Raw genomic sequence first — 23,551 nt, forward strand, 5'->3', positions numbered from 1 at the left:
AGTCTCCAGGAGCGCGATGGCCGCCAAGCCCCGTCAAGCCATGCAGGAACCGCCGCCCGCCGAGCAGCCGGTGCCGGATACGCCCGTGTCGCCGCCCCCGTCGCGCACGCGCACCAGCGCGATCGACCGGGCGGTGCAGATTCTCGACGCGTTGCAGGACACCAACCGTCCTGCCACCGCGTATGAAATCGCGCGTCTGGTCGGTGCGCCGCTGTCGACGGTCTATTCGATCATCAATGACCTGGTGGAGAAGAACCTGCTGGCGCGCACGCCCGAGGGCGCAATCTGGCTCGGCTCGCGGCTGTACGGCTACGGGCTGACGTATGCCAGTTCGCTCGACTATCTGGCTGTCGCGCATGAAGAGATGAACCGCTTGTCGGCGCAGGTCGGCGAGACGGTCCAGGTATGCGGACTCGAGGAAGGCATGATGGTCGTGTTGCAAATGGCCGAGGGGCCGGGCCATTTTCGCGTGACCTCGCGAGTGGGCAGCCGGGTGCCGCTCAACTGGACTGCGTCGGGACGGTTGCTGGTGGGGCATCTGCCGGACGCCGAGCGGATCGCCTATTTCACGCGGTACGCTAAGCCGTCTCCCACGGCGCGCGCCGAAACGCGCCCCAACGTGCTCGCGCGAATGGCGCGCGAAGCGCTGGACGCGCGCCTGTCGATCCAGATTGGGGAATCGGATGCGTCCGTGGCGTGTCTTGCCGCTCCCGTGCTCGATCAGTCGGGAGACTGCGTGTTCACCATTTCGATCGTGATGCCGGAATCCAAGGCGCTTCAGAGTACCGAACGTTTTGGCGATGAACTGAAAGTTGTCGCCGCGCGCATCGAAGCGCGGCTCGGCTGGCAGCGCCGCGCGCCTGACTCTATCGGTTAAGCGCAACGCGCGTTGGCTGGTCTTTGAAGCCGGTCTTTGAATCTTGTCCTCAACACTTGAAAGAGAACCAACGCAACATGGGATTTTCGACTGAGATGAACTGCTATGAACGACTGCAGGCCCGCGGCTTGAAACTTCAGGACGTGCCCGCCCCCATAGGCAACTTCACTCATTGCACACGCGAAGGCAACCTGCTTTTTTTGTCGGGGCAAGGTCCGCTTGATGAGACCGGACGCCTGATGACGGGGAAGGTTGGTGACAACGTCACCGCAGAAGAAGCGTATGCGCATGCGTTACTCGTTGGTCTTAACCTGTTGTCTGTCCTGCATGTGGAACTGGGCGATTTAAGCCGGGTAAAACGCGTCGTGAAGCTGCTCGGCATGGTGAATGCAACGCCGGATTTCGCCGATCACCCGCGCGTGATCAACGGCTGCTCCGACCTCTTCGTCGATGTGTTCGGCGACGCGGGCCGGCACTCGCGTTCCGCTGTCGGCGTGGGTTCGCTGCCGGGGAATATAACGGTGGAGATCGAAGCAATTGTCGCTATTCGCGATTGAGATTCAACGGTAGCCCGATTCAGTCGATGCCGCTTCAACTTCGGGCACGGTCTCTTCCGTCAGCACGGGCGACGGTGTCGTCCATGAAACCGGCTCATGGCGCATGCGGTTCACGTTCAGCGAGAACACATCGAAGCGGTTGTAGTAACCCACTACATCGTGAAACTGCTTCGGCTCGATGCACCGGTTCAGCTCGAAATGCGCGTACGCAATACCTTCTTCGTCGCTGAGCGTGTCTCCTATTGCAGCACCCGTCGGGTCGACGAACATGCTGGCCGCACGCGGTGAGCCGTCGAGCACGGCGGCGGCTGCGGGATCGCGCCGCACGAGGAAGTCGCGCATATCGTCGTCCATGAAACCCGCGCAGACAATGCCGAATGCCTTCGCCTCGAACGAGTGCGCGCCCGCCCGCAGCCGGTTGGCAGCAACGTTATTGAAGTTCCCTCCGCCGGCGGGCCGGCGGGTCGGCCACAGCGCCGGCCAGCTCGAGATATGAATCTGCTCGCCTTGCGCAATCAGCGTGTAGCGCGCAAGCGGATTGGTGTTCTCGCCGCAGATCAGGCCGCCGATCCGCCCGATGCGCGTGTCGGCGACCTGCAGGCCGGCGCCGTCTCCCGACGCCCATACGAGCTTTTCATAAAACGTCGGCACGAGCTTGCGATGATGATTGATCACCGCGCCACGATCATCGATCAGAAGGTTCGAGTTCCAGAGACATCCGACGCTTGCGTGCGAACGTTCGCTGAATCCCATCGATACAAACACGCCGCAGCGACGCGCCTCCGCCGCGAGCTCGGTTATCTCGGGGCCGTCGGCGTAGAGGCTTTCAGCCGCGAAACGCTCGAACAGGTCGTGGTTGTCGATAGGCGCCCATAACGCAGCCCAGACCGGGAACGCGGGAATGAACGACTCGGGAAACGCAATCAGTTGCGCGCCATGGCGGCTTGCTTCGCGAATCAGCGAGACAGCCTTGGCGACGGTTGCCGTGCGGTCGAGGAAAACGGGCGCTGCATGGATGGCAGCGACTTTTACATCGGGAAGGCGGGACATGACGGGTGGCTCATCCAGGTTGCGAAGCAGGGTTCGATGATTATTTAGTCAAGCGAATCAATCAGGCAATCAATGATCGATGGCCGCGGCGATTCCATAGCCGGTCTCGCGCCGCACGACCATCTCGGGCCAGCGCGCTTCGGCGCGCCGGTCGCGGGTGAAGAGGGACACCAGGATTACCAGCAGGAAGCCGATCGGAATCGAAATGATCCCGGGATTGCGCAGGCTTACGAGCGGAGCACGGAGCCCGATCATGCTGGAGGCATCGGCGGGAATGGCATCGGCTGCGGCCTGTGCGGTTTTTTGCTCGGCCAGCAGCGCGTTGCGTAGCGCGGCATCGGAGACTGACGGCAGGCGTTGCCCGATCGCGCTGACGCGGCTCAGGGCGGCGTCGCGTGCCATCGCCGGATAGGTCATGTTCGGCGACACCAGCACCAGAAGCACGGCTGCCACTGTCCCTCCCACGATGCCCACCAGCACGCCCTGCGTCGTGCAGCGTTTCCAGTACAACGTCAGCACCAGTGCGGGCAGGTTCGCCGACGCGGCGACTGCGTAACCCAGCCCGACGAGTTGCGCGACGTTCTGGCCGCGCGCCATGATGCTGACGGAAATCGCTATCAGGCCGACGATCAGCGTGGCGATACGCGCCGCGATCACCTGCTCGCGCTCGGGCGCATTGCCGCCGCGCATGGCGCCTACATAGACGTCGTGCGCCAGCGCGGAAGCGGCGGCCAGCGTGAGGCCCGCGACCACGGCCACGATTGTTGCGAACGCCACCGCGGCGATGAACGCCAGCATCAGGTCGCCGGCCACGCTGTCGCGTCCTCCGACCAGCGCTTGCGCAAGCAGCGGCGCGGCGAGGTTGCCGCCCTTGTCGAGTGACGCGATCAACGGCGCACCCACGTAATACGCCGCGGCAAAACCGATCACGATGATGAACAGATGGCACGCGCCGATACCGAGCATGGCCCACATGACGGAGTGCCGCGCGGCCCGTGCGTCCTTGACCGTGAAAAAGCGCATCAGGATATGCGGCATTGCCGCCGTGCCCAGCACAAGCGCAAGTCCAAGCGACAGCAGCTCGATCGGCTTGGTGAGGAACAGTCCCGGCTCGAGGAAACGCCAGCCGAGTGCATCGCCGTGCAGCGACGTAACCATGGGCGCGACATGCGCCTGGACCATCGGGCTTGCCACGATGGCTTGCATGAAGGCGGGCACATGGAAGCCGAACGGAAGCCACGCCAGCACCACCAGGATGAACGACGCGCCGATCAGCAGCACCGCCTTGATGACCTGGACCCAGGTGGTGGCGCGCATGCCGCCGCACGCCACATAGATCAGCATGAGGGCGCCCACGCACAGCACCGACACCGTGTAGTCGATGCCGACCAGCGCACGCACGATCACGGCGCCCCCAACCACTTGCGGAATCATGTACGCCAGCGCCACCACCACGCTGGAGAGGGCGGACACGGCCTTGGTGGAGCGAAAGCTGTTGCGCATGGCGAGCACGTCGCCCAGCGTGTACCGGCCCAGGTTGCGGCATGGCTCGGCAATCAGCAGCAGCACCGGGATGAACGCCGCGAAGAAACCGACCAAATAGATCATGCCGTCGAAGCCATACAGCGCAATCAGGCCGGACGCGCCGAGAAACGCGGCGGCCGACAAATAATCGCCCGCGATGGCGAGGCCGTTCTTGGCCGGCCCGATATTGCCGCCCGCTGTATAAAAATCGCCGGCGGTACGGTTTCGGCGCGACGCGAAGTACGTGATGACAAGCGTGGACGCAATCACCAGGCCGAACACGGCGAAGGTGATGGCGCGATGTTGGATGACGGCGCCCGCTTGCGTGGCCGCGCGGGCGCTGATCGAGAGGACGGCCCCGGCCAGCAGCACGAGCGCTTTTGAGCATTTAGCGCGCATGAGCATGTTCCCCGAGATCGAAGGAGGGGGCGGCCGGTGCCGCGGAGCCGGCCGCGGTTGCGGGCGCGAGCTGTTGCAGGAGGTCGGCGGCGAGGCGATCAATCGACGCCGTGCGGCGCAGGAACACGTAGGCGATCAGGCCGCCGAAGGGGTATTGCGATACGGCGAAGACGAGCCCCAGGTTGATTCCCGGCGCGAGGCGGAGCGTGAAGAAGCCCGGAAACCACGCAATCAGCGCGGGAATCGAGAAGTAGTAGAGCGCGGCGACCAGGCCGAGCACGGCGATCGTATTGCGCCGGTGCCGCACGAGGCCGCGGAATTGCTCGTTCGTCTGCATGGCGAGCCAGTCGACGTGATTGCTTTGCATGGAGGGTCTCCGCACAGGATGGAAAACGCGCCGGGCGATGATTGCAATGACTGTCGCCGCGCGCTGGATAACTGAAGCGGAGTCTACAAAGGACGTTTTCTGTAATGAATTGGAAAACAATCTCGGTCCTGTGCAAAATTGCACAACCTGCGCCGGGCGTGTCTTGTGTAGCGCTCAACGGCGACCGACGATGGCCGACGGAGAACCTGAATGAACTTCAACCAGTTGAGCTGGGACGACTTGCGGATCTTTCTGATCGTTGCGCGGACCGGGAATTTGTCCAGGGCGGGGCGGCAACTCGGGATCGATCATTCGACGGTTGGGCGGCGTATATCGGCACTTGAACATGCATTGGCCACGCCGATCTTCGAGCGCGACCGCCTGGGTTACCGGCTCAATACGCAGGGACGCGACATGCTCGCGCACGTGGAGGCAATCGAGGCGAGCGTGCTCACGTTGGGCGATGCGCTGGAAAGCGGCGAGCCGGGGCCGACGGGGCTCGTGCGTATTGCAACCATGGAAGGGATCGCGTCGTTGTATTTGAGCGAACAGTTCGTCACCCTGAAGCGCGTCAATCCGGGGCTCACGGTGGAACTGGTGACATCGGCTCACGACGTGCGCATCTCGCAGCGTGAAGCCGATCTCTTCCTGGGTTTTTTCCAGCCTTCCGGGACCAATCTCGATGTCCGCAAGCTCGGGGAGTTCGAGTTGCGCCTGTACGCACATCCGGACTATCTGGCGCGCGAGGGGACGCCGTCATCGCTCGCCGATCTCGAGGCGCACACGTTTGTGGGCTACATCGCCGACCTGATCCAGCTCGATGCCGTGCGCTGGCTGGATGAAGCCATCACGCATCCGCACATTGGCTTCTATTCGAGCAGCATGCTTGCGCAGATGTTCTCGGCCGCGGCCGGTGGTGGCATCGTGATGCTGCCGCTGTTTGCAAGGGCCGAGCGTTTCGGGCTGCAGGAAGTGCTGTCCGGACATACGAATGTGCGTCGCGAGATCTGGTTGAGCAGCAGCCAGTATCTCCAGCGTGTGCCGCGCATCCGTGCGGTGGTCGCGTTCCTGCGCGAGATCATCGCGCGCGATTATCCGTCTCCCGTCTAGCCGGGGCGGCCAGGTTACCCACGCGCGGCCGCTGAAGCACGCAGGCAAAAATTACGGCTGCCCGAGCGGTGCGCATCGGCAATAAGGTAAGAAAGTATTAGAAAGTTATACAGCGTTAATTGTCTATTGAATCAGCCATTAAAGTTTCCTTTACCGACTAATTAATTTGGTAGAGCGTGACAGCTAAGCGTCACGTCATTCGCCATTAATTCGGACTGCGAGGCATTTATCGGATGAATCAAACAAGCCCTTTTCACGGCCGCCATTATCCTCAGCTGGATGCATTGCGCGGCATGGCTGCCCTGATGGTCGTCATTAATCATTTCGTACTGGTCGGCCCGCTCTGGTGGATACCCAAGTCACCCATGCGTGTGCTGGCGCTTGGCCATGAAGCGGTCATCCTCTTCTTCATACTCAGCGGATTTGTCCTGACCCTGCAATTAACGTCGGATCGTCGAATGACATATCGCGACTATATGATCAGACGGATTTGCCGGATCTACCTGCCTTATCTCGCCGTGCTGGTCGCCGCTTTTTTCGCCATTACCCTGATCAATATAGAACCGGTCACGTGGGCGGGTTCATGGTTCAACGATATCTGGACCGGGTCGTTCTCCGGAAGCGAAATACTGGATCATTTGCTATTTATCGGACAATACAAAGCTAACCGCGTACTTCCCGTCATCTGGTCGCTGATCTACGAGATGCGCATTTCATTGATGATGCCGTTGGTCGTGTATTGCGCCAGCCGCTTTTCCGCACGCGCTTGCCTGGCAGCGGCACTGTTCATTTCCGTCGTGTCTTTCCTGTTCGCGATGGGGAGAAATGCGGACGAGACCAGCAGCCCAAGCTTCAGCGGCGACTGGGCAATGACGGTGCATTACCTCGGCATGTTCATTGTCGGCGCGACGCTGGCGCGCCACCGCGCGCGCTGGCAACGATGGCTCGCGAAGGGCAACCGGACGATGTTTGTCCTCGCGGCTTCGCTCACGCTCTATTTCCTGTCGCGCTCGGTGATGTCGATTACGTCGGGTGCGATCGGTCAGTACATCTTCGATTGGTGCGTCGTAGCGGGTGCCTCGGGCATTGTCTGCACGGCAATCGCATCGAGTGGGTTCACGCGGGTACTGGCCAAGGGTCCGGTCGTATTCCTCGGCGCGATCTCCTACAGCCTCTATCTGACCCATACCGTTGTTCTGCTTGCAGTGATCCACCTGATGCCGGATTCGGGTTCCGCATGGCGGGCGATCCTGACGGCGGCGCTGCTGGTGATTCCCGTTGCCGCCATCACTCATTTCGTGGTCGAACGCCCGTCGATCCTGCTGGGTAAATTCCTGACGGGGAAAAGCGTTACCGCATCCTCGCGCGCGAACCAGACGTCCTGATACCGAGGCTTCAAGCGCGCTTGGTTTTTAGCGATGCATGGGAGCGCTGCTTTTGTGCGCACGCGTTTCTCGACGGTGCATCGCGCACCAGCAACTGGAGCGGCAGGCACTGGTCAAGCCAATGCACTGAGCCTGCGTAATCGACGCCAAGCCTTATGCAGAAAGGCTCAGGTCGCCTTGGGCACGAGCCTGGCATAGCTTCTGCATTGATGAATTCCATCTTGTATGCAAGACGGAATTCATGTCTGACTTAACCGACCTGTTCGAGCGCCCACGCGTCGCGGCTCTTTTGGCCGCGTATGCGGCGCGGCGCTGCTCGCCGACGGCTGCCGTCGACGCGGTGTTCAAACGGATCAGCGCCGTGGACCGTCCTGAAGTGTGGACGCGGCTGCTGCCGGAGGACGCGGTGCGCGCTAGGGCGCGTGCGCTTGAAGACGCGCTCGCCGAAGAAGGTGACGCGGTGTTCGGGCGTTTGCCGCTGTTCGGTGTGCCGTTCGCGGTCAAGGACAATGTCGACGTCGCGGGGTTACCGACCACTGCCGCGTGCGAACCGTTCAGTTACACGCCCGATGTGTCGGCATTCGCTGTTCAGCGGCTGCTCGATGCCGGCGCAATCCTTATCGGCAAGACCAACCTGGATCAGTTTGCTACGGGTCTCGTCGGTACACGCTCGCCGTTCGGCGCGGTGCGTCAGGTTGAGTTTCCCGCCTATGTATCGGGCGGATCGAGTTCCGGTTCCGCAGTCGCTGTTGCTGCGGGATGCGTCGCGTTTTCGCTGGGCACGGACACCGCCGGGTCCGGCCGCGTGCCGGCGGGATTCAATGGACTGGTGGGCCTGAAACCATCGCTGGGGCTGGTGAGCAAGCGGGGTGTGGTGCCTGCTTGCCGCAGCCTGGATACGCTCTCGGTCTTCGCGCATGATGTGGCGGACGCATGGCAGGTGCTGGCGCAGATGGCCGCGTTCGACGCACTCGATGCCTATTCGCGCAAGCTGCCTGCGCTGGGTGCGACTGCTTTCCCGTTGCGCATAGGCGTGCCCGCCGAGCTGGAATTTTTCGGCGATGCCAACGCTCGACACGCGTTCCGCGCGACCGTTGATACCCTCTCGAGCGAACTGGGTCTGACGCCGGGCGATGTTGATTTCGCGCCCTTCAAACGGGTATCGGCGTTGCTCTACGACGGCCCGTGGGTTGCCGAACGCCGTGCCGCGCTGGGCACGTTCTTCGAGACCCACTTCGCGGATATCGACGCAACAGTGGCGTCGGTGATCGGCAAGGCAGACCGCTTCAGCGCAGTCGATGCCTTCAATGGCCAATACGCGCTCGTTGAACTCAAGCGCGAAGCCGATCAGTGCTTTGATCAGTTCGATATCCTGATTGTTCCGACAACACCGACCCATCCGCTGATCGCCGAGGTGCAGGCGAACCCGATTGAACGCAATAGCGAACTGGGCTACTACACCAACTTCGTCAATCTGCTGGACCTGTGCGCGCTGGCCGTGCCATGCCTGCGTCGAAGCGACGGTTTGCCGGCCGGCGTGACCCTGATTGCACCGGGAGGCGCTGACTATCGTCTGGCTGTGCTGGGCGCGCGGATCCAGGCGCTTTTTGACGAACAATCCGATCCGTCTCCCGATCTCCAGCCGTTGCCATTTGAGGAGCCGGCCGTTGCGCTGGCGGTCGTGGGTGCGCATTTGAGAGGCCAGCCACTCAACCGGCAATTGCTGGAAGCGGGCGCTCGCTTCAAGGAAGCAACCCATACCGCGCCGGGGTATCGGCTCTTTGCGCTTGCCAATACCTTGCCGCCGAAGCCCGGCCTCGTGCATACGCCTCGCACACAAGGCGCAGCCATTGCCGTGGAAGTGTGGGAACTGCCATTGCGCACGTTCGGCAAGTTCGTGATGGACGTTCCGGCACCCATGGGCATTGGCACCGTGGAATTGAACGATGGCCGCCTGGTCAAGGGTTTCATCTGCGAACCATCGGCGGTATCGGCGGATAGCGGCGCCAACGACATTACCGCTTTCGGCGGCTGGATCGCCTACCTCGACAGTCTTCAAAAATAGCTTAATGAGCCACTCAATAACCGCAAACCAGGAGTCGAACGACATGACTAACCGTCGCACTTTCATCAAGGACGCGAGCCTCTTGGCGCTCGCGAGCATGGTCCCGTTCAAGTCGGTTTTCGCCGCGGGCAACACAACGGTCGGCGTGATCTATGTAGGTGCGCGCGGCGACTATGGCTACAACCAGGCGCAGGCGTCGGCGGCGGCAATCATCAAGAAGCTGCCCAACGTCAAGGTGGTGGAAGAAGAGAACGTGCCCGAGACCATCGCGGTCCAGAAGACCATGGAAGCGATGATCGAACAGGACGGCGCAACGCTGATTTTCGCGACTTCGTTCGGCTACTTCGATCCGCACGTGCTCAAGATGGCCGCCAAGTACCCGAACGTCCGGTTCGCGCATTGCGGCGGTTTGTGGAAGCAGGGCAATCCGCCCAATATTGCGAGCTATTTCGGTTATATCGATGAATGCCAGTACCTGAACGGCGTGGTCGCCGGCCACATGAGCAAGAGCAGGAAACTCGGCTTTGTCGCGGCCAAACCGATTCCGCAGGTGCTGCGCAATATCAACTCGTTCACGCTCGGCGCGCAGTCCGTCGATCCGGCCATCACCACGCAGGCTATTTTCACCGGCGACTGGTCGATGCCCGTGAAGGAAGCGGAAGCGACCAACAGTCTTGTCGACCAGGGTTGCGACGTTATCACCTGCCATGTCGATGGTCCGAAGGTCGTGGTGGAAACGGCCGAGAAGCGCGGTGTGATGAGTTGCGGATATCACGCGAGCCAGGCAGCGCTTGCGCCCAGGGGTTATCTCACCGGCGCCGAGTGGGACTGGGCGACGCCGTACAAGGAACTCGTCGCCGATGCCCAGGCCGGCAAGCCTCAGCCCAACGTGCTGCGCGGCGGTCTCAAGGAAGGTTTCGTCAAGATGTCGCCCTACGGCGCGAAGGTCACGCCAGAGGCGAAGAAGGCGGCGGACGCGATCAAGGGCAGCATGATGGCGGGCGACTTCGTGATCTTCAAGGGGCCGATGAAGGACAACAAGGGCGGCACCGCGATTGCCGCCGGAACGAGCCACATACAGACCGACTACACGCTGGAGAGCATGAATTATCTCGTGGCGGGTGTGGCCGGCCAGATCTGATGGCTGGTTTTGCTGACCTCCTGAAGGAGTCATGATGCGTCCTCATGCCCAGACTGCCCGCGTATTGCTTGCGTTGTTGCCGGCAATCCCGACGGTGCTTGCGCTCGTCGGAACCCTCGTGCTGTTTTCGTTATTCCTGCTGGTGCAGGGCCAGCCGGTCCTGGATGCCGTCGGCCTGATTTTCCAGGGCGCGTTCGGCTCGTCGTTCGCCTGGCAAAGCACCTTGCTGCGCGCTTCGCCACTGATGCTGACCGCGCTGTGCGTCGCGTTGCCGGCACAGGTCGGGTTGATCGTGATCGGCGGCGAGGGCGCGCTGGCGCTCGGCGGCATGTGCGCGGCCATCGTCCCGGAGATGCTTCCGGCCGGCACGCCATGGCTCATTGCAACGCCGCTGATGGCGCTTGCGGGCATGGCGGCGGGCGCAGTCTGGATCGGCGCAGCAGGCGCGCTGCGGCAATGGCGCGGCGTGAACGAAACCATCAGCAGCTTGCTGATGGCGTATATCGCCATTGCGCTGTTCAAGCATCTGGTCGAAGGGCCGCTGCGCGATCCGGCAAGTCTCAACAAGCCCTCCACGCTCCCCGTTCCCTCATCGATGATGATTGGATCGCTCCCGGGTCTCGAAGTCCACTGGGGCCTCTTGTGGGGCGTCCTTGCATGCATCGGCGCGTGGGTCTTCGTCAAGTACAGCACCAAGGGCTTTGCGATGCGCGTGGTCGGCGGCAGCAATCGCGCGGCGCGTCTGGTCGGCTTGCCGGTGAACCTGCTCGCGCTGGCCGCGTGTGCGCTCGGCGGCGCGGCGGCAGGACTCGCCGGGATGTTCGAGGTGGCAGCGGTGCAGGGCAGCGCCAACGCGTCGTTGCTCGCGGGCTACGGCTACGCGGGCATCCTGGTCGCCTTCGCCGCGCGCCAGAATCCGCTCGCGATCATCGTGTGCGCGCTGATGATCGGCGGGATTGAAGCGAGCGGCAGCCTGCTGCAACGCCGGCTTGATCTTCCCGATGCCACCACGCTCGTGCTGCAGGGCCTGCTGTTCGCCAACCTGCTGGCATGGGAAGCGCTGGGCGGGAGGATCGCCGCGTGGCGCGTGCAATTGCAAGCCGCCGCACTCGCCGACATCAACCTGCCGATGGAGCAGACCCATGCCTGATGCACATTCGCCCTTCGTGATCCTGCTGCTGTCCCTCTTTGCCGGCGCGATCCGCGTCAGCACGCCGTATCTGTTCGTGAGCCTGGGCGAATGCCTGACCGAGAAGGGCGGGCGCGTGAATCTCGGGCTCGAGGGCATTCTCGTGTCGGGCGCGATGAGCGGTTATGCCGCGTCTTTCCTGACCGGCTCCCCATGGATCGGCGTGCTTGCAGCCGGCGGCGTCGGCTTGCTGCTGGGATGCCTGCACGGGCTCGTGTGTTCGCTGCCCCGGGTGTCGGATATCGCGTTCGGCATCGCGCTCATGCTGCTCGGGACCGGACTGGCGTTTTATCTGGGCAAGCCGTTTATTGAACCGCAGGCGCCGGGCCTCCTGTCATTCGACCTGGGCACATGGACGAGCTCGCCGCAATTGCACAACGCGCTGCATATCAACCCGCTGTTCGTGATCGGCGTGGTGCTGGCGTTCGTGCTGCAGTGGGGACTGCGCAGTACGCGCTGGGGCATGACGCTGCGTCTGGTCGGCGATCACGCGGAGACCGCCCGCGCGATGGGTTATCCGCTCACGCGAATTCGCATCGTCGCAACTGCGGCGGGCGGTTTTTTTGCGGGGATCGGCGGCGCGTATCTGTCGCTTGTTTATCCGGGCAGCTGGAATGAAGGATTGTCCAGCGGGCAGGGGTTGATGGCCGTCGCGCTCGTTATTTTCGCGCGCTGGCAACCGTTGCGGTGCCTGTGGGCCGCGCTGCTTTTCGGCGCAGCGGGGGCGCTCGGGCCCGCATTGCAGGCGATCGGCGTGACGAGCGGTTATTACCTGTACAACGCCGCGCCCTATGTGCTCACGCTCGCCATCATGATCATCAATTGCCGTCCGGACCGCACGCTTGCCGGCGCACCGGGCGAACTCAGTCTGACACGCTGAGCTTCACACGTTGAACGACTTGCTTATTCCTTCCCAAGGCGCCACGACCATGAACCGATTCATCGATGCTACCCCGTACCCCTGGCCCTTCGATGGCAACCTGCGCCCGGACAACACCGCGCTGGTGGTGATCGACATGCAGACGGATTTCTGCGGCCACGGCGGTTACGTGGACAAGATGGGGTATGACCTGTCGCTGACCCGCGCGCCGATCGAGCCGATCAGGCGCGTGATGGCCATGATGCGCGAGCAGGGCTTCACGATCATCCATACACGCGAAGGGCATCGGCCGGATCTGTCGGACCTGCCGGCGAACAAACGCTGGCGCAGCCGCCGTGCGGGCACTGAAGGCGTGGGCATTGGCGACGACGGCCCGTGCGGCCGCATCCTCGTGCGCGGCGAGCCGGGCTGGGAAATCATCAGTGAACTGGCGCCGCTGCCGGGCGAGATTGTGATCGATAAACCCGGCAAGGGTTCGTTCTGCGCGACCGACCTCGAGCTGATCCTGCGCACGCGGGGTATCGTGAACCTGGTGTTGACCGGGATCACCACGGACGTCTGCGTCCATACCACCATGCGCGAAGCGAACGACCGCGGTTTCGAATGTACCGTCCTCGCGGACTGCTGCGGTGCGACCGACCCGGCCAACCATCAGGCGGCGCTGCACATGATCACCATGCAAGGCGGCGTGTTCGGCGCGGTATCGGATTCGAACGCACTCCTGATCACACTGGGCGGCTGATCATGTCGACTCCTTCGCATGCGTTAGGGGTGGAAGTGCACAATGCCGGCAAGTCGTTCGGCGCATTTCGCGCGCTCGATAACGTGTCCATCAAGGTCCGGCCGGGCACGGTGCACGCGCTGCTCGGTGAAAACGGCGCGGGTAAAAGTACGCTCGTGAAAGGGCTGGTGGGTTACGGCCTGCTCGACGAAGGCCAGATTTCGGCCGATGGCCGTGAGGTTCGCATCGCTTCGCCGCGCGATGCGCAAGCGTTGGGTATCGGCATGGTGTACCAGCATTTCACGCTGGCCTCGGGGTTGTCGGTGGAGGAGAACCTGCTGCTCGCGCGCGGGAGCCTGCCCTGGAAAATAGACTGGACCGCGCAACGCGAAGCACTCGGTGCGTTCATGCGGCGCATGCCGTTTCGCCTGGCGCTCGACGCGCCCGTGTCCGGTCTGGCGGCAGGGGAAAAGCAGAAGCTGGAAATTCTCAAGCAGTTGTATCTCAGGCAGCGTTTCCTCATCCTCGATGAACCGACCTCCGTGCTGACGCCGCAAGAGGCGGACGAAGTGCTCGGGCTGATGCGTGAGCTCACGACACGCGGCGAGTTGACCGTGCTGATGATCACGCACAAGTTCCGCGAAGTGATGGCGTATGCCGACGACGTGACTGTGCTGCGCAAGGGCAGGCAGGTGGGCACGAGCGCCGTATCGGCGACCAGTCGTGACGCGCTCGCCCGCTTGATGATGGGTACAGCCGAGACGCGCGACACAGCGGTCATGGACGCGGTGAATGCGGAACGGGTCGCGCGCAAACCGGTGGACCCCGCAGCGCGCATACGCCTTGCCATGCGCGATATCTCCATTGACGATGATCGCGGCCATGCTGCCGTCAAACGGGCATCGCTTGAAGTGAGGTCAGGGGAAATACTCGGGGTCGCCGGCGTATCGGGGAATGGGCAGAAGGAGCTGGTCGAGGCGCTGGTGGGGCAGCGTCGCGTGAAGACCGGCGAGATGGAGATAGCAGGCGATGCCTACCACGCCACGCGTGAGGAAATGACGCAGCGGCGTGTGTTCGCCATCCCCGAGGAACCGCTTAAAAACGCCTGCGTGGCGAACATGAGCGTCGCGCAAAACCTAGCGCTTCGCGACTTCGACCGCGCGCCATTGCGTCGCGGCGGCTGGCGTCTCGACCGGCGCGCGATGCGGGACCGCGCCGCTCATCTCATCGACGATTTCAATGTCCGTCCGCCATTGCCCGAGCGCGCGATCGGCACGCTCTCGGGCGGCAATGTCCAGCGCGCGGTGCTCGCTCGCGAGCTGGGTCAGCCAGTGGATGTTCTGATCGTGGCGAACCCGGTGTTCGGTCTCGACTTCGCATCGGTGGCGGATATTCATGCACGCATCATGGCGGCGCGCGATGCCGGCGCAGCGGTTTTGCTCGTGAGTGAAGACCTCGACGAATTGCTCGAACTGGTGGACCGGATCGTCGTGATCGCGGAGGGGGAGCTCGTGTACGAGACGCCCGCCGGGAATGCCGAACGCGCAACACTGGGCCACTACATGGCGGGGCACGGTGACTCGACGGCGCACGTTGCTCCGGTTGCCGAAGCGTTGAAGGAGGTGATCGAATGAGACTGCACCGTTGCGGGGACTAGCCATGACGATCACGATTCCAGCGTTACCCGACCCCTTTACCTTCGATCCATCAACCACCGCGCTTGTCATCATCGACATGCAGCGCGATTTCATCGAGCCCGGCGGCTTTGGGGAATCGCTGGGCAACGATGTAGCGTTGCTTGCGCAGATCGTGCCGACCGTCGCCGCGCTGCTGGCTTTGGCGCGGCAAAGCGGGTGGTTCGTGGTCCATACGCGCGAGTCGCATGCGGCGGACCTGTCGGACTGTCCGCCGGCCAAGCGGTTGCGCGGCGCGCCCAATGCGCGCATTGGGGACGAAGGGCCGATGGGCCGCATCCTGATCCGGGGTGCACCGGGCAATGCGATCGTCGACGCGCTCGCACCGGCCGAAGGCGAGCTTGTCATCGATAAACCCGGCAAGGGCGCGTTCTATGCGACATTGTTGGCTCAGGAGCTGGAGGCGCGGCATATCACGCACCTTGTGTTCGCCGGAGTGACAACGGAGGTGTGCGTGCAGACGTCAATGCGCGAAGCGAACGACCGCGGTTACGACTGCCTGCTTGTCGAGGACGCGACCGCCAGCTACTTCCCGGCGTTCAAGCTTGCGACGCTGGACATGGTGCGGTCCCAGGGCGGTATTGTTGGATGGACCGCGCCCCTGTCATCTTTTACCGCAGCATGAGGAACCTGCCGACAATGGATATCAACCTGCCGGAAGTCGTTGCCGAGGTGTGCAGGGTGTTCGTCGAATATGAGCGCGCGCTCGTGGCCAACGATATCGAAACGATGAACGCACTGTTCTGGGACGCGCTGGAGACCGTGCGTTACGGCATTGCCGAAATCCAGCATGGCGGCGAGGCCATTCGCCAATGGCGCGAAACCTGTGAGCCGGTGCCCGCTTCGCGTACGTTGCATCGGACCGTCGTCACCACGTTCGGCCGCGACTTCGCGACTGTCAGCACGGAATTCACGAGCGACGCGACGCCGTTGATCGGACGCCAGATGCAAAGCTGGGCGCGCCTTGGTCCTGCCGATCGCTGGAAAATTGTCGCTGCGCACGTGAGCCTGATTCCCGAGCCCTGAAACGCCGATAATAAGAACAAAGGGGAACCCGCATGCCGGAAGACACATTTGAAACAGGGCTGGAAGCCATCGAGCCGAACGCCGCCAATCCGCTCGCCGAGCAGGTCTACCAGCGGCTGAAAACCGATATCTTCAACTTCCGGCTTTTTCCGGGCGACCGTTTTTCGGAGAACGGTATTGCGCAGTATTACGGCGTGTCGCGCACGCCGATGCGCGACGGCTTGTTCCGGCTGCAACGCGAAGGTTATCTGGAGGTCGGTTTCCGGCGCGGCTGGAAGGTCGCGCGGATCGACTTCGACCAGATGGATCAGCTCTACGACTTGCGCATCGTGCTTGAAGTAGCCGCGCTTGAGCGGTTGACGTCGGGCAGCGAAGCGGCGCGCGAGGCTATCGAAGCACTCAAGGCAATCTGGTGTGTCGCGCCGGAAGCGCGTGAAGCCGACCCGGTGAAGATGTTCGGCATGGACGAAAATTTTCATCGGCAGATCGTGGCCGCAACCGGCAATGCGGAGATGGTGCGTGTTCATAACGACGTCACCGAGCGTATCCGCATCGTGCGCCGGCTCGACTTCCTCAAGCCTCACCGGACCAGTGCGACCTACGACGAGCATTCGACCATGCTGCATCTCATCGAGCGCAACCGGCTGACCGAGGCGACCATCCTGCTGCGTGCCCATATCACGCAGAGCAAGCTGGAAGTCCGGAAGATCACCTTGTCGATGCTGGATGCTGCGCGCGATGTGAAGCTGCCGTTCGTGTCGTAGGCATGGGGCACAACGGCGTCACTGCCGGCAACAGTGACGCTGGTCAGGACGTGTTTAGAATTTCTGCCGGATGCCCGTGACAGTCAGAAACTGTGTGTGGCTGCTCGAGGCGCCCGATGTTCCTTCAATCGCGGCAACTGCACCGCTTGCACGCTGGTAGATCAAGTCGATATACACGTCGGTCCGCTTCGACAAGAAGTACTGCAAGGCGCTGGTGGTTTGCCAGTAATGCCAGCTCGCGGGCTTCGCGTTCGCGGTTACTTCGGTATACGTCTCGCCTAGCGCCGCTCTCAGGGCAGGGGTGATCTGATAGCGAATGCTCGCTTCAGCGTTCTGGAAGGTCTGGTGCTGCGAGGCCGGCGTCAGGTCGAAAGTCGTGCTGGTGTACATCAAACCAAGACTCGCCTTGCCGACATCGTAAAGGCCGCCCGCGCCGTAGATCTGCTGCTTCGTCACACCCTTGATAAAAGTAAAGTAGTTATCCGAAGGAATGGCGCCCGTGGTATCCACCGCCGGATTGTCCAGGCGAACATAGGCCGCACCAAGACGCCATGGACCGCCGGCGTAGGACGCGCCCACACTGTAGGAACGGCTCATTGCAAAATTGCCGGCATTGTTGCTGAAGCCGTACATGGAGTTGATCTGCAAGCCATGGAAGTTCGGCGTGACGTACTTCGCGGAGTTATCGGTGCGGAAGGTGTTGTTCAGGTCGTCGGTATCGAACGGATGCGTGCCGTATTGCGAGGTATCGGCCGAGACCTGCAGTGGTTCGAGCGAGTCTTGTGCCGCGTTGTACTGGCGCCCGAGCGTCACTGCGCCCCATTTTTCACTCGACAACCCGACCCATGCCTGACGGCCAAAGATGCGGCCGTTCGCGCTTGCCACGCCGGTCTGCAGGTTGAAGCCGTTTTCAAGCCGGAAGATCGCTGCGTTGCCGCCGCCCAGATCTTCCTTGCCAAGAAACCCCCAGCGCGAACCCTGTTCGCTCCCTGCTGTTGCCTGGTAATTGCTTTTGCCGCCCTGGTTACTCGTATAAGTAAATCCGCCGTCGACAATGCCATATAACGTCACCGTCGATTGAGCGTGTGCGGTCGTCACGATAAAGCCGAGCCCTACTGACGCAGCCAATATTGCCCGCGGAGTGTGCTTGTGCATGATCCTTCCTCTGTAGTTGATTGCTTGGGTTTTGCTGCTGGTTTGATGCATGAAAAAACTCGGGCAACAGGAGCCCCTGACGCCCGATGGAACGGGCGCCGCTGGACAGGCTTCAAGGGCAGGCCAGCGAGTGCCGGCCTCACGGCAGGCTTAGTGGCTGATGAGTGCCTCCAGGCCTCTGAGCGCGCTGACAGGCACGATCGGCAGAACGAGGTGCGAAGGGTGCTCCGTTCCCAGGTGCACGGTATTCACGGCAATTCGGGGTGCCCGCGCCAGCGCCGGTGATTCGCCGCTATTCGGATTGACGTCGAAATGGGGAAAATTACTGCTCGATATATCCAGTCGAATCCGGTGCCCGCGCTTGAATAAATTTGCGGTCGCGAAAGGTTCGATGGTTATTTCATAAAGGCGGCCCGGTTCGAGAAACTCGGGTTCGCTCCACGACCGGTGAAAACGGCAGCGGAAAATGCCGTCGGTCAGGTTCATTGCGAAACCTTCCGGATAGTCGCTGTTGGGCGGATACATATCGATCAGTTTCGCGGTGAAATCGGTATCGGGTGCGTCCGACGATATCCACAATCTCACGATGACAGGCCCCACCACCGCCATATCTTCTTCCAGCGGAGGCGTTTCGAATACGACGATGTCGTTGCGTGCGGCGAGCGGGACGCCCGGATTGCGTGTGCCGAAGAAGCGCTCGTCTTCGCGCTGGTCGAATGCACCGCCTTCAAACACCGGCGCACCCGATGTCAGTGCTCCGCCAATAGTAGGAACGGGATTCGACGGATCGAATGCGTACGAAACAGAGGCGTCCGCCTCTTCAGGCAGTTGCCGGGACAACAAGCCCCCTTCCCGCAAGTACAAACAGGTGAAGCGCGTGTCCGCCAGCGGCCATTGCGATGACTGGATCCAGGCACCGCCGTGTTCCATGCGTCCGTCGGCATTGCGGGTGCCACTGCCTCCTCCCATCAGGAAGATCCTTGCAACAGGATCGGACTGCGTGGCTCCCGGTGTGGCGGGCTTCAGCCACCGGTCGAACCATTGCGCGCGAAACGCAAGCCAGTCCGCAGCTATCTGTCCTTCGATCATGGCGGCGGGCCCAAAATCGACGTCGCCGCTGAACGGCACGTTGCGGTCGCCATGCAGCCACGACCCCATGATCAGGTAGGTTGGCGCGGCGACGGGATCGAGCTTCGACAACGCTGCGAAGTTGTCCATGGTCGAGCGCACGTACGCGTCGTACCAACTCGACATCAGGACCGTCGGAACACGCGCCATGGTGTCGTAGAACCCTTCTGCATAAATGCCGGGCTGTTGCCAGAATTCATCGAAGATTTCGTGTGTCCATTGATCGAACAGATAGCGCTCGTATTCAGGCACGAAACGCAATGGCGACTGACCCGGCCGCCACGGCATGCGGGCAAACCATTCCTTCAGATCCTGCGCGTCGAGTGCCGCCTTGAGCAACGGATCATTCAATACCGCCTGGCTCCCCTTTGCCTGGTTCACCGCCCAGGTTGCCTGCTTGAGTTCGAAGGCGCCGCCCTGGCGGATGCCGCAGTGATAGCTGTTGGCGAACCCGCCCGAGTCGATCACCATGCACACGAGGCCCGGCGGATTCATGCAGGCGGCAGCCATTTGCGTGTGCGCCGCATACGAGAGACCCATCGTGCCGATCCGGCCTGTTGACCAGTCCTGCTGCGTGATCCATTCGAGCGTGTCATAACCGTCCGGTCCTTCGGACAGGTACTTGGTGAACTCGCCCTCGGATCCATGACGTCCGCGACAATCCTGGAACACGACCGCGAAGCCGCGCGCAACGAAATACGCGGCGACATCGCCACGATGCGCGGCCGGCTCGCCCCGGTTGATCTCCGATCGCGATACCTCGCGCTTGCCATAAGGCGTGCGCTCGAGAATGGTCGGCAACGGTGCGTCAATACCCGGACGAAAACCTGCCGGCAGATGAACGTCCGTGGCGAGGCGTACGCCATCTCGCATGGAAATCATGAACTCGGTGCACGTTGCACCCTGTCCGGCTGCAGCGTCGACATCATTCTTCTGAACCGTATCAATCATTTTTATCGGATTCCTACATAAGTTGCCGTGGTGTATTCAGCCTTGTTCGGGTGAAACGTGACGCCGTTGCGCGTCGCCCAGAAGTTCTCGGGAAAATACAGCGGGACAATGCCGAGATCGCGGAATCCCGCGTCTGCGGCTTGCTCAAGCAAGCGCTCGCGCTGCACGGGGTCAAAGCTGGCGCTGGCCGCGGCGAGCGCGTGATCGAGCGCGGGATTCGAGTAGCGGGCGCGATTGAACGCGCCTGTTCCGGCACTTCGCGAATAGGTCGCCATGACGTTGGAAAGGGCGATGGTGGAGTCGCTCGTCGTATTGCCGAAGCTGAAGATGAAGGCGCTGTAGCTTTGCTTGGCGGCCGCGCCCGCATAGACGTTATAGGGCTGCGTGACGACGTTTGCGATCCGGATGCCGCCGCGAGCGAGCATTTGTCCAATGGCCTGGGCGACATCGCCGTCAGAGGAAAAGCGGTCGTTGGATGAGTGGATCGTCAGCGTGAATCCGTTTGGATAACCCGCTTGCGCAAGCAGTTTTTTCGCGCCGGCAAGATCGTACGGATCGGCTTGCAATGCCGGTGAGTAACCGCCCATTCCCTGCGGCACCATCTGGCCGGCGGGAACGCCCGCGCCGTTCAGCAGATATCGGGTGAGGGCGCTTCGATCGATCATCTTCGATATGGCCTGCCGCACGCGCAGATCGCGCAGCGGATTGCTTCGCAGCGGTTCGCCGTCCGGGCCGGTCACGAACGGGGAGTGCTCGCGGCTCGAGTCCAGCGCGAGATAGATCAGCCGCGCCGATGCGCCCGAGTAAAGCGTCACGGCCGGGTCGCGCTTGAGTCGCGGCACATTGACCGGCGGAACGTTATCGATCAGGTCGACGGAACCGGACAGCAGCGCGGACATGCGCGCGGCGTCGTTGGCGACGAAGCGGACGGTGATGGCGTCGAATGGCGGCTTGGGGCCCCAGTAGTCGTCGTTGCGCACGAGTTCGAGATAATCGCCCGGCACCCAGCGCTTGAGTTTGTAGGGACCGGTCCCGACTGCTACAGCGGGCGACACGTACTGGTTGCTTTGATGGGCTTCCGCCGCATGCCGCGACACGATGAACAGCATGCCGACCTGTTCGAGAAACCCGGGCGCAGGGGTCTTCGTATGGATGCGCAGCGTGAGCGGATCGAGTACGTCAATGGACGCGATATTTGCCACTGCACCGGAGAAGGGTGCGGGGCTGTTCGGCACATTCGACGCGCGTTTCACCGAGTACACCACGTCGTCCGCGGTGAACGGCGTACCGTCGTGGAAGCGAACGTTGGGGCGCAGCTTGAATTCCCACGTGGTCGGATCCACGACTCGCCACGCCACCGCGAGACCGGGTTGAATCTGCAGGTTCTCATCACGCGAGATCAAGCGCTCGAAGATGTTTTCCACCTGCTGATTGTTCTGCGTGCGGGAGAACAGCGGGTCCATCGACGAAGGCTCGGCCGCCACGGCCATGGTCAGCGCGCGGGCGGACGCGCCCGGCGGGATGCTGCATGCAGCGATCAGAAAGCAGGCGGCGGCAATCCGGAGGCGACTCATTTCGCCTCCGTGAACAAGTGACATGCGACCCGGTGATTGCTGGCCGCTTCCGTCAATTCCGGCGGCTCGACGCTGCAGCGCGGCATCGCGTGTGGGCAGCGCGGACGAAAATGGCATCCTTTCGGAGGCGCAAGCGGCGACGGAATCTCGCCCTTGATGGAGTCATAGACACGTTTCCTGTTCGACAAGCGGGGCACCTGATTCAAGAGCGCAACCGTGTACGGGTGCAGCGGCCTCGCGAATAAATCAGCCGTAGGCGCGGTCTCCACGATCCGTCCCAGATACATGATCGCGACGCGGTCGCTGATATGTTCAACCACACCGAGATCGTGACTGATAAAGAGGTATGTCAGCCCAAGATCGGCGCGCAACCGCATGAAGAGATTGATGATCTGCGCCTGGATCGACACGTCGAGCGCCGCGATCGATTCGTCGCATATCAGGAAATCGGGCTTCACCGCCAGGGCCCGCCCAATGCTGATGCGCTGCCGCTGGCCGCCGGAAAACTGATGCGGATAGCGCTGCCTGACATCCGGATTCAACCCGACCCGCTGCATTACGTCGACAACGTAATCATCCAGATCACACCGCTTCACCATGCCATGGACAAGCGGCGCCTCGCCGATAATCTCGCGCACCCGCTTGCGCGGATTGAGCGATGACATCGGGTCCTGAAAGATCATTTGTGTCCCAAGCCTGTGCGCGAGCTTCCCGCGCGAGCCGAGGACAGTCGTGCCGGCACCGTTTGCATCGGCCACGTGAATGGTTCCCGACGAAGGCGGCACCACGCCCGCCAGCATGCGGCCGAAAGTCGACTTGCCGCAGCCCGATTCACCAACGAGCCCGACCACTTCTCCGCGATGAATCTCCAGGTTCACGGTGTCCACTGCATGGACCGTGTGCGACACGGGTTTGGCGCCCAGCATCTGCGCAATGCGCTCTGCATAACTCGACCGCTTCACGAAACGGCGCGACACCTGATCGGCCTTGATAAGAACTGGCGTGCTCATGCTGCAACTCGCTCAACGGGATGAAAACAGCGGTGGAGATGGCTACCGCCCGCTTTGAACACCGGCGGCCTTTGTGTCCTGCAGGTATCGGTGGCAAACGTGCATCGCGGGGAGAACGCGCAACCGGCGGGCAACGCAAGAGCCGAAGGGGCGACGCCCGGAACCTGCGTCAGCGGCTCGCCGCGCGCGACGTTCTCGGGCACGGCGCCCAGCAGGCCGATCGTGTACGGATGCATCGGATGTTCGAGGATGGTGTCCACGTCGCCTGTTTCCACGATGCGTCCCGCATACATCACGCAGATGCGATCGGCCAGCCCCGCAACCACGGCAAGGTCATGGCTGACCCAGACCATCGCCGTGTTCGAGCGCGCACACAGCTTCTGCATTTGCGCCAGGATCTGCGCCTGGATGGTGACGTCGAGCGCGGTCGTGGGTTCGTCCGCAATGATCAGGTCGGGCTTGTGCAGCATCGCAATCGCGATCGCCACGCGTTGCCGCATGCCGCCTGACAACTGATGCGGATATGCGTTGAGCCGTTCATCGGGCGCGGGAATGCCGACCGCCGCGAGCGCCTCGCGCGCCTGTTCGCGAGCCGCTTGTCTCGACACCGGCGCATGAGCGCGCACGGTTTCCATCATCTGCGTGTCAATGCGAAGAACGGGATTCAACGTCATCATCGGATCCTGGAAAATCATCGCGATCCGATTTCCCCGCAGTTGGCGCAACGCTTCCCGGCCGTAGCTCGTCAGGTCCACACCTTTGAACAACACTCGTCCACCGACAATGCGTCCCGGAGCGTCGATCAAACCGAGGATCGAAAAGCCGGTGATCGATTTCCCCGAACCCGACTCGCCGACAAGACCGACGATCTCGCCGGGATAGACATCGAAGCTCACGTCGTCAACGGCTTTTGCCACGCCGGCCGCGGTGAAGAAATGGGTCTGCAACTTCTCGACCGATAAAGTAGGAATGGCTGGAGACATG

Annotated in this window: 21 protein-coding genes; 13 read left to right on the plus strand and 8 right to left on the minus strand. The window is 62.2% G+C overall.

What is annotated here, in order from left to right:
• Positions 1–16: 16 nt before the first annotated feature.
• Complete coding sequence (locus tag ABH944_RS16415; RefSeq protein WP_404609127.1) at positions 17–877, plus strand: IclR family transcriptional regulator; 861 nt, start codon at positions 17–19, stop codon at positions 875–877.
• Positions 878–972: 95 nt separating this feature from the next.
• The gene (locus ABH944_RS16420) at positions 973–1,434 is read left to right on the plus strand and encodes a RidA family protein (RefSeq protein WP_404609430.1); all 462 of its coding nucleotides are present in this window, start codon (positions 973–975) and stop codon (positions 1,432–1,434) included.
• A 3-nt stretch (positions 1,435–1,437) separates the two neighbouring features.
• On the opposite strand, the gene ABH944_RS16425 is transcribed toward ABH944_RS16420, so the two are convergent.
• From ABH944_RS16425 to ABH944_RS16435, 3 genes are all read right to left on the minus strand, one after another.
• Positions 1,438–2,484 carry a carbon-nitrogen hydrolase family protein gene (locus tag ABH944_RS16425; RefSeq protein WP_404609129.1) on the minus strand — a complete coding sequence of 349 codons (1,047 nt, stop codon included), beginning with the start codon at positions 2,482–2,484 and terminating at the stop codon, positions 1,438–1,440.
• A gap of 69 nt (positions 2,485–2,553) precedes the next feature.
• Entirely contained in the window at positions 2,554–4,407 is a 1,854-nt protein-coding gene (locus ABH944_RS16430; RefSeq protein WP_404609131.1) for a solute symporter family protein, read from the minus strand.
• Positions 4,397–4,774 carry a DUF485 domain-containing protein gene (locus tag ABH944_RS16435; protein ID WP_404609133.1) on the minus strand — a complete coding sequence of 126 codons (378 nt, stop codon included), beginning with the start codon at positions 4,772–4,774 and terminating at the stop codon, positions 4,397–4,399. Before ABH944_RS16435 ends, ABH944_RS16430 begins: the two co-directional genes overlap by 11 nt.
• A gap of 210 nt (positions 4,775–4,984) precedes the next feature.
• Here ABH944_RS16435 and ABH944_RS16440 point away from each other — a divergent pair, with 210 nt between their 5' ends.
• From ABH944_RS16440 to ABH944_RS16490, 11 genes are all read left to right on the plus strand, one after another.
• A complete protein-coding gene (locus ABH944_RS16440; RefSeq protein WP_404609135.1) occupies positions 4,985–5,884 on the plus strand; it encodes a LysR family transcriptional regulator in 900 nt (299 codons plus the stop codon).
• 233 nt (positions 5,885–6,117) lie between these two features.
• The gene (locus ABH944_RS16445; protein WP_404609137.1) at positions 6,118–7,269 is read left to right on the plus strand and encodes an acyltransferase family protein; all 1,152 of its coding nucleotides are present in this window, start codon (positions 6,118–6,120) and stop codon (positions 7,267–7,269) included.
• A 241-nt stretch (positions 7,270–7,510) separates the two neighbouring features.
• Complete coding sequence (gene atzF / locus ABH944_RS16450; protein ID WP_404609139.1) at positions 7,511–9,334, plus strand: allophanate hydrolase; 1,824 nt, start codon at positions 7,511–7,513, stop codon at positions 9,332–9,334.
• 43 nt (positions 9,335–9,377) lie between these two features.
• Entirely contained in the window at positions 9,378–10,475 is a 1,098-nt protein-coding gene (locus ABH944_RS16455) for a BMP family ABC transporter substrate-binding protein (protein ID WP_404609141.1), read from the plus strand.
• Between the two features lie 34 nt (positions 10,476–10,509).
• A complete protein-coding gene (locus ABH944_RS16460; RefSeq protein ID WP_404609432.1) occupies positions 10,510–11,625 on the plus strand; it encodes an ABC transporter permease in 1,116 nt (371 codons plus the stop codon).
• Positions 11,618–12,544 (plus strand): ABC transporter permease, encoded by a 927-nt coding sequence (locus ABH944_RS16465; RefSeq protein ID WP_404609142.1) that lies wholly within the window; start codon positions 11,618–11,620, stop codon positions 12,542–12,544. Before ABH944_RS16460 ends, ABH944_RS16465 begins: the two co-directional genes overlap by 8 nt.
• 49 nt (positions 12,545–12,593) lie before the next feature.
• Positions 12,594–13,286 carry a biuret amidohydrolase gene (biuH, locus tag ABH944_RS16470; protein WP_404609144.1) on the plus strand — a complete coding sequence of 231 codons (693 nt, stop codon included), beginning with the start codon at positions 12,594–12,596 and terminating at the stop codon, positions 13,284–13,286.
• Between the two features lie 2 nt (positions 13,287–13,288).
• Complete coding sequence (locus ABH944_RS16475; RefSeq protein ID WP_404609146.1) at positions 13,289–14,899, plus strand: ABC transporter ATP-binding protein; 1,611 nt, start codon at positions 13,289–13,291, stop codon at positions 14,897–14,899.
• A gap of 25 nt (positions 14,900–14,924) precedes the next feature.
• The gene (locus ABH944_RS16480) at positions 14,925–15,584 is read left to right on the plus strand and encodes a cysteine hydrolase family protein (RefSeq protein ID WP_404609148.1); all 660 of its coding nucleotides are present in this window, start codon (positions 14,925–14,927) and stop codon (positions 15,582–15,584) included.
• 14 nt (positions 15,585–15,598) lie between these two features.
• Positions 15,599–15,985: an oxalurate catabolism protein HpxZ gene (gene hpxZ / locus ABH944_RS16485; RefSeq protein ID WP_404609149.1), complete on the plus strand. Its 387-nt coding sequence runs from the start codon at positions 15,599–15,601 to the stop codon at positions 15,983–15,985.
• A 32-nt stretch (positions 15,986–16,017) separates the two neighbouring features.
• On the plus strand, positions 16,018–16,749 hold the full coding sequence (locus tag ABH944_RS16490; RefSeq protein ID WP_404609151.1) for a GntR family transcriptional regulator: 732 nt from the start codon (positions 16,018–16,020) through the stop codon (positions 16,747–16,749).
• Positions 16,750–16,803: 54 nt separating this feature from the next.
• On the opposite strand, the gene ABH944_RS16495 is transcribed toward ABH944_RS16490, so the two are convergent.
• The 5 genes from ABH944_RS16495 to ABH944_RS16515 form a co-directional block, all read right to left on the minus strand.
• Positions 16,804–17,904 carry a porin gene (locus tag ABH944_RS16495; RefSeq protein ID WP_404609153.1) on the minus strand — a complete coding sequence of 367 codons (1,101 nt, stop codon included), beginning with the start codon at positions 17,902–17,904 and terminating at the stop codon, positions 16,804–16,806.
• A gap of 150 nt (positions 17,905–18,054) precedes the next feature.
• Positions 18,055–19,914 carry a CocE/NonD family hydrolase gene (locus ABH944_RS16500; RefSeq protein WP_404609434.1) on the minus strand — a complete coding sequence of 620 codons (1,860 nt, stop codon included), beginning with the start codon at positions 19,912–19,914 and terminating at the stop codon, positions 18,055–18,057.
• A 71-nt stretch (positions 19,915–19,985) separates the two neighbouring features.
• A complete protein-coding gene (locus tag ABH944_RS16505; protein WP_404609154.1) occupies positions 19,986–21,557 on the minus strand; it encodes an ABC transporter substrate-binding protein in 1,572 nt (523 codons plus the stop codon).
• Complete coding sequence (locus tag ABH944_RS16510) at positions 21,554–22,567, minus strand: ABC transporter ATP-binding protein (protein WP_404609156.1); 1,014 nt, start codon at positions 22,565–22,567, stop codon at positions 21,554–21,556. The genes ABH944_RS16505 and ABH944_RS16510 overlap by 4 nt, the downstream gene beginning before the upstream one ends.
• Positions 22,564–23,550, minus strand: coding sequence for an ABC transporter ATP-binding protein (locus tag ABH944_RS16515; RefSeq protein ID WP_404609157.1), 987 nt, complete (start codon positions 23,548–23,550; stop codon positions 22,564–22,566). The genes ABH944_RS16510 and ABH944_RS16515 overlap by 4 nt, the downstream gene beginning before the upstream one ends.
• Between the last annotated feature and the right edge of the window lies 1 nt (position 23,551).

Source organism: Caballeronia udeis, from assembly GCF_044909315.1.
In the GTDB taxonomy this organism is placed as follows: Bacteria; Pseudomonadota; Gammaproteobacteria; order Burkholderiales; family Burkholderiaceae; genus Caballeronia; species Caballeronia udeis_A.

Coding starts and splice junctions, on each gene's coding strand:
- ABH944_RS16510 (WP_404609156.1), bottom strand. CDS start 22,567: ATGAGCACGCCAGTTCTTATCAAGGCCGATCAGGTGTCGCGCCGTTTC.
- biuH (WP_404609144.1), top strand. CDS start 12,594: ATGAACCGATTCATCGATGCTACCCCGTACCCCTGGCCCTTCGATGGC.
- ABH944_RS16445 (WP_404609137.1), top strand. CDS start 6,118: ATGAATCAAACAAGCCCTTTTCACGGCCGCCATTATCCTCAGCTGGAT.
- ABH944_RS16465 (WP_404609142.1), top strand. CDS start 11,618: ATGCCTGATGCACATTCGCCCTTCGTGATCCTGCTGCTGTCCCTCTTT.
- ABH944_RS16425 (WP_404609129.1), bottom strand. CDS start 2,484: ATGTCCCGCCTTCCCGATGTAAAAGTCGCTGCCATCCATGCAGCGCCC.
- ABH944_RS16515 (WP_404609157.1), bottom strand. CDS start 23,550: ATGTCTCCAGCCATTCCTACTTTATCGGTCGAGAAGTTGCAGACCCAT.
- ABH944_RS16505 (WP_404609154.1), bottom strand. CDS start 21,557: ATGAGTCGCCTCCGGATTGCCGCCGCCTGCTTTCTGATCGCTGCATGC.
- ABH944_RS16495 (WP_404609153.1), bottom strand. CDS start 17,904: ATGCACAAGCACACTCCGCGGGCAATATTGGCTGCGTCAGTAGGGCTC.
- ABH944_RS16435 (WP_404609133.1), bottom strand. CDS start 4,774: ATGCAAAGCAATCACGTCGACTGGCTCGCCATGCAGACGAACGAGCAA.
- ABH944_RS16490 (WP_404609151.1), top strand. CDS start 16,018: ATGCCGGAAGACACATTTGAAACAGGGCTGGAAGCCATCGAGCCGAAC.
- ABH944_RS16460 (WP_404609432.1), top strand. CDS start 10,510: ATGCGTCCTCATGCCCAGACTGCCCGCGTATTGCTTGCGTTGTTGCCG.
- ABH944_RS16500 (WP_404609434.1), bottom strand. CDS start 19,914: ATGATTTCCATGCGAGATGGCGTACGCCTCGCCACGGACGTTCATCTG.
- ABH944_RS16415 (WP_404609127.1), top strand. CDS start 17: ATGGCCGCCAAGCCCCGTCAAGCCATGCAGGAACCGCCGCCCGCCGAG.
- ABH944_RS16420 (WP_404609430.1), top strand. CDS start 973: ATGAACTGCTATGAACGACTGCAGGCCCGCGGCTTGAAACTTCAGGAC.
- ABH944_RS16440 (WP_404609135.1), top strand. CDS start 4,985: ATGAACTTCAACCAGTTGAGCTGGGACGACTTGCGGATCTTTCTGATC.
- ABH944_RS16430 (WP_404609131.1), bottom strand. CDS start 4,407: ATGCGCGCTAAATGCTCAAAAGCGCTCGTGCTGCTGGCCGGGGCCGTC.
- hpxZ (WP_404609149.1), top strand. CDS start 15,599: ATGGATATCAACCTGCCGGAAGTCGTTGCCGAGGTGTGCAGGGTGTTC.
- atzF (WP_404609139.1), top strand. CDS start 7,511: ATGTCTGACTTAACCGACCTGTTCGAGCGCCCACGCGTCGCGGCTCTT.
- ABH944_RS16455 (WP_404609141.1), top strand. CDS start 9,378: ATGACTAACCGTCGCACTTTCATCAAGGACGCGAGCCTCTTGGCGCTC.
- ABH944_RS16480 (WP_404609148.1), top strand. CDS start 14,925: ATGACGATCACGATTCCAGCGTTACCCGACCCCTTTACCTTCGATCCA.
- ABH944_RS16475 (WP_404609146.1), top strand. CDS start 13,289: ATGTCGACTCCTTCGCATGCGTTAGGGGTGGAAGTGCACAATGCCGGC.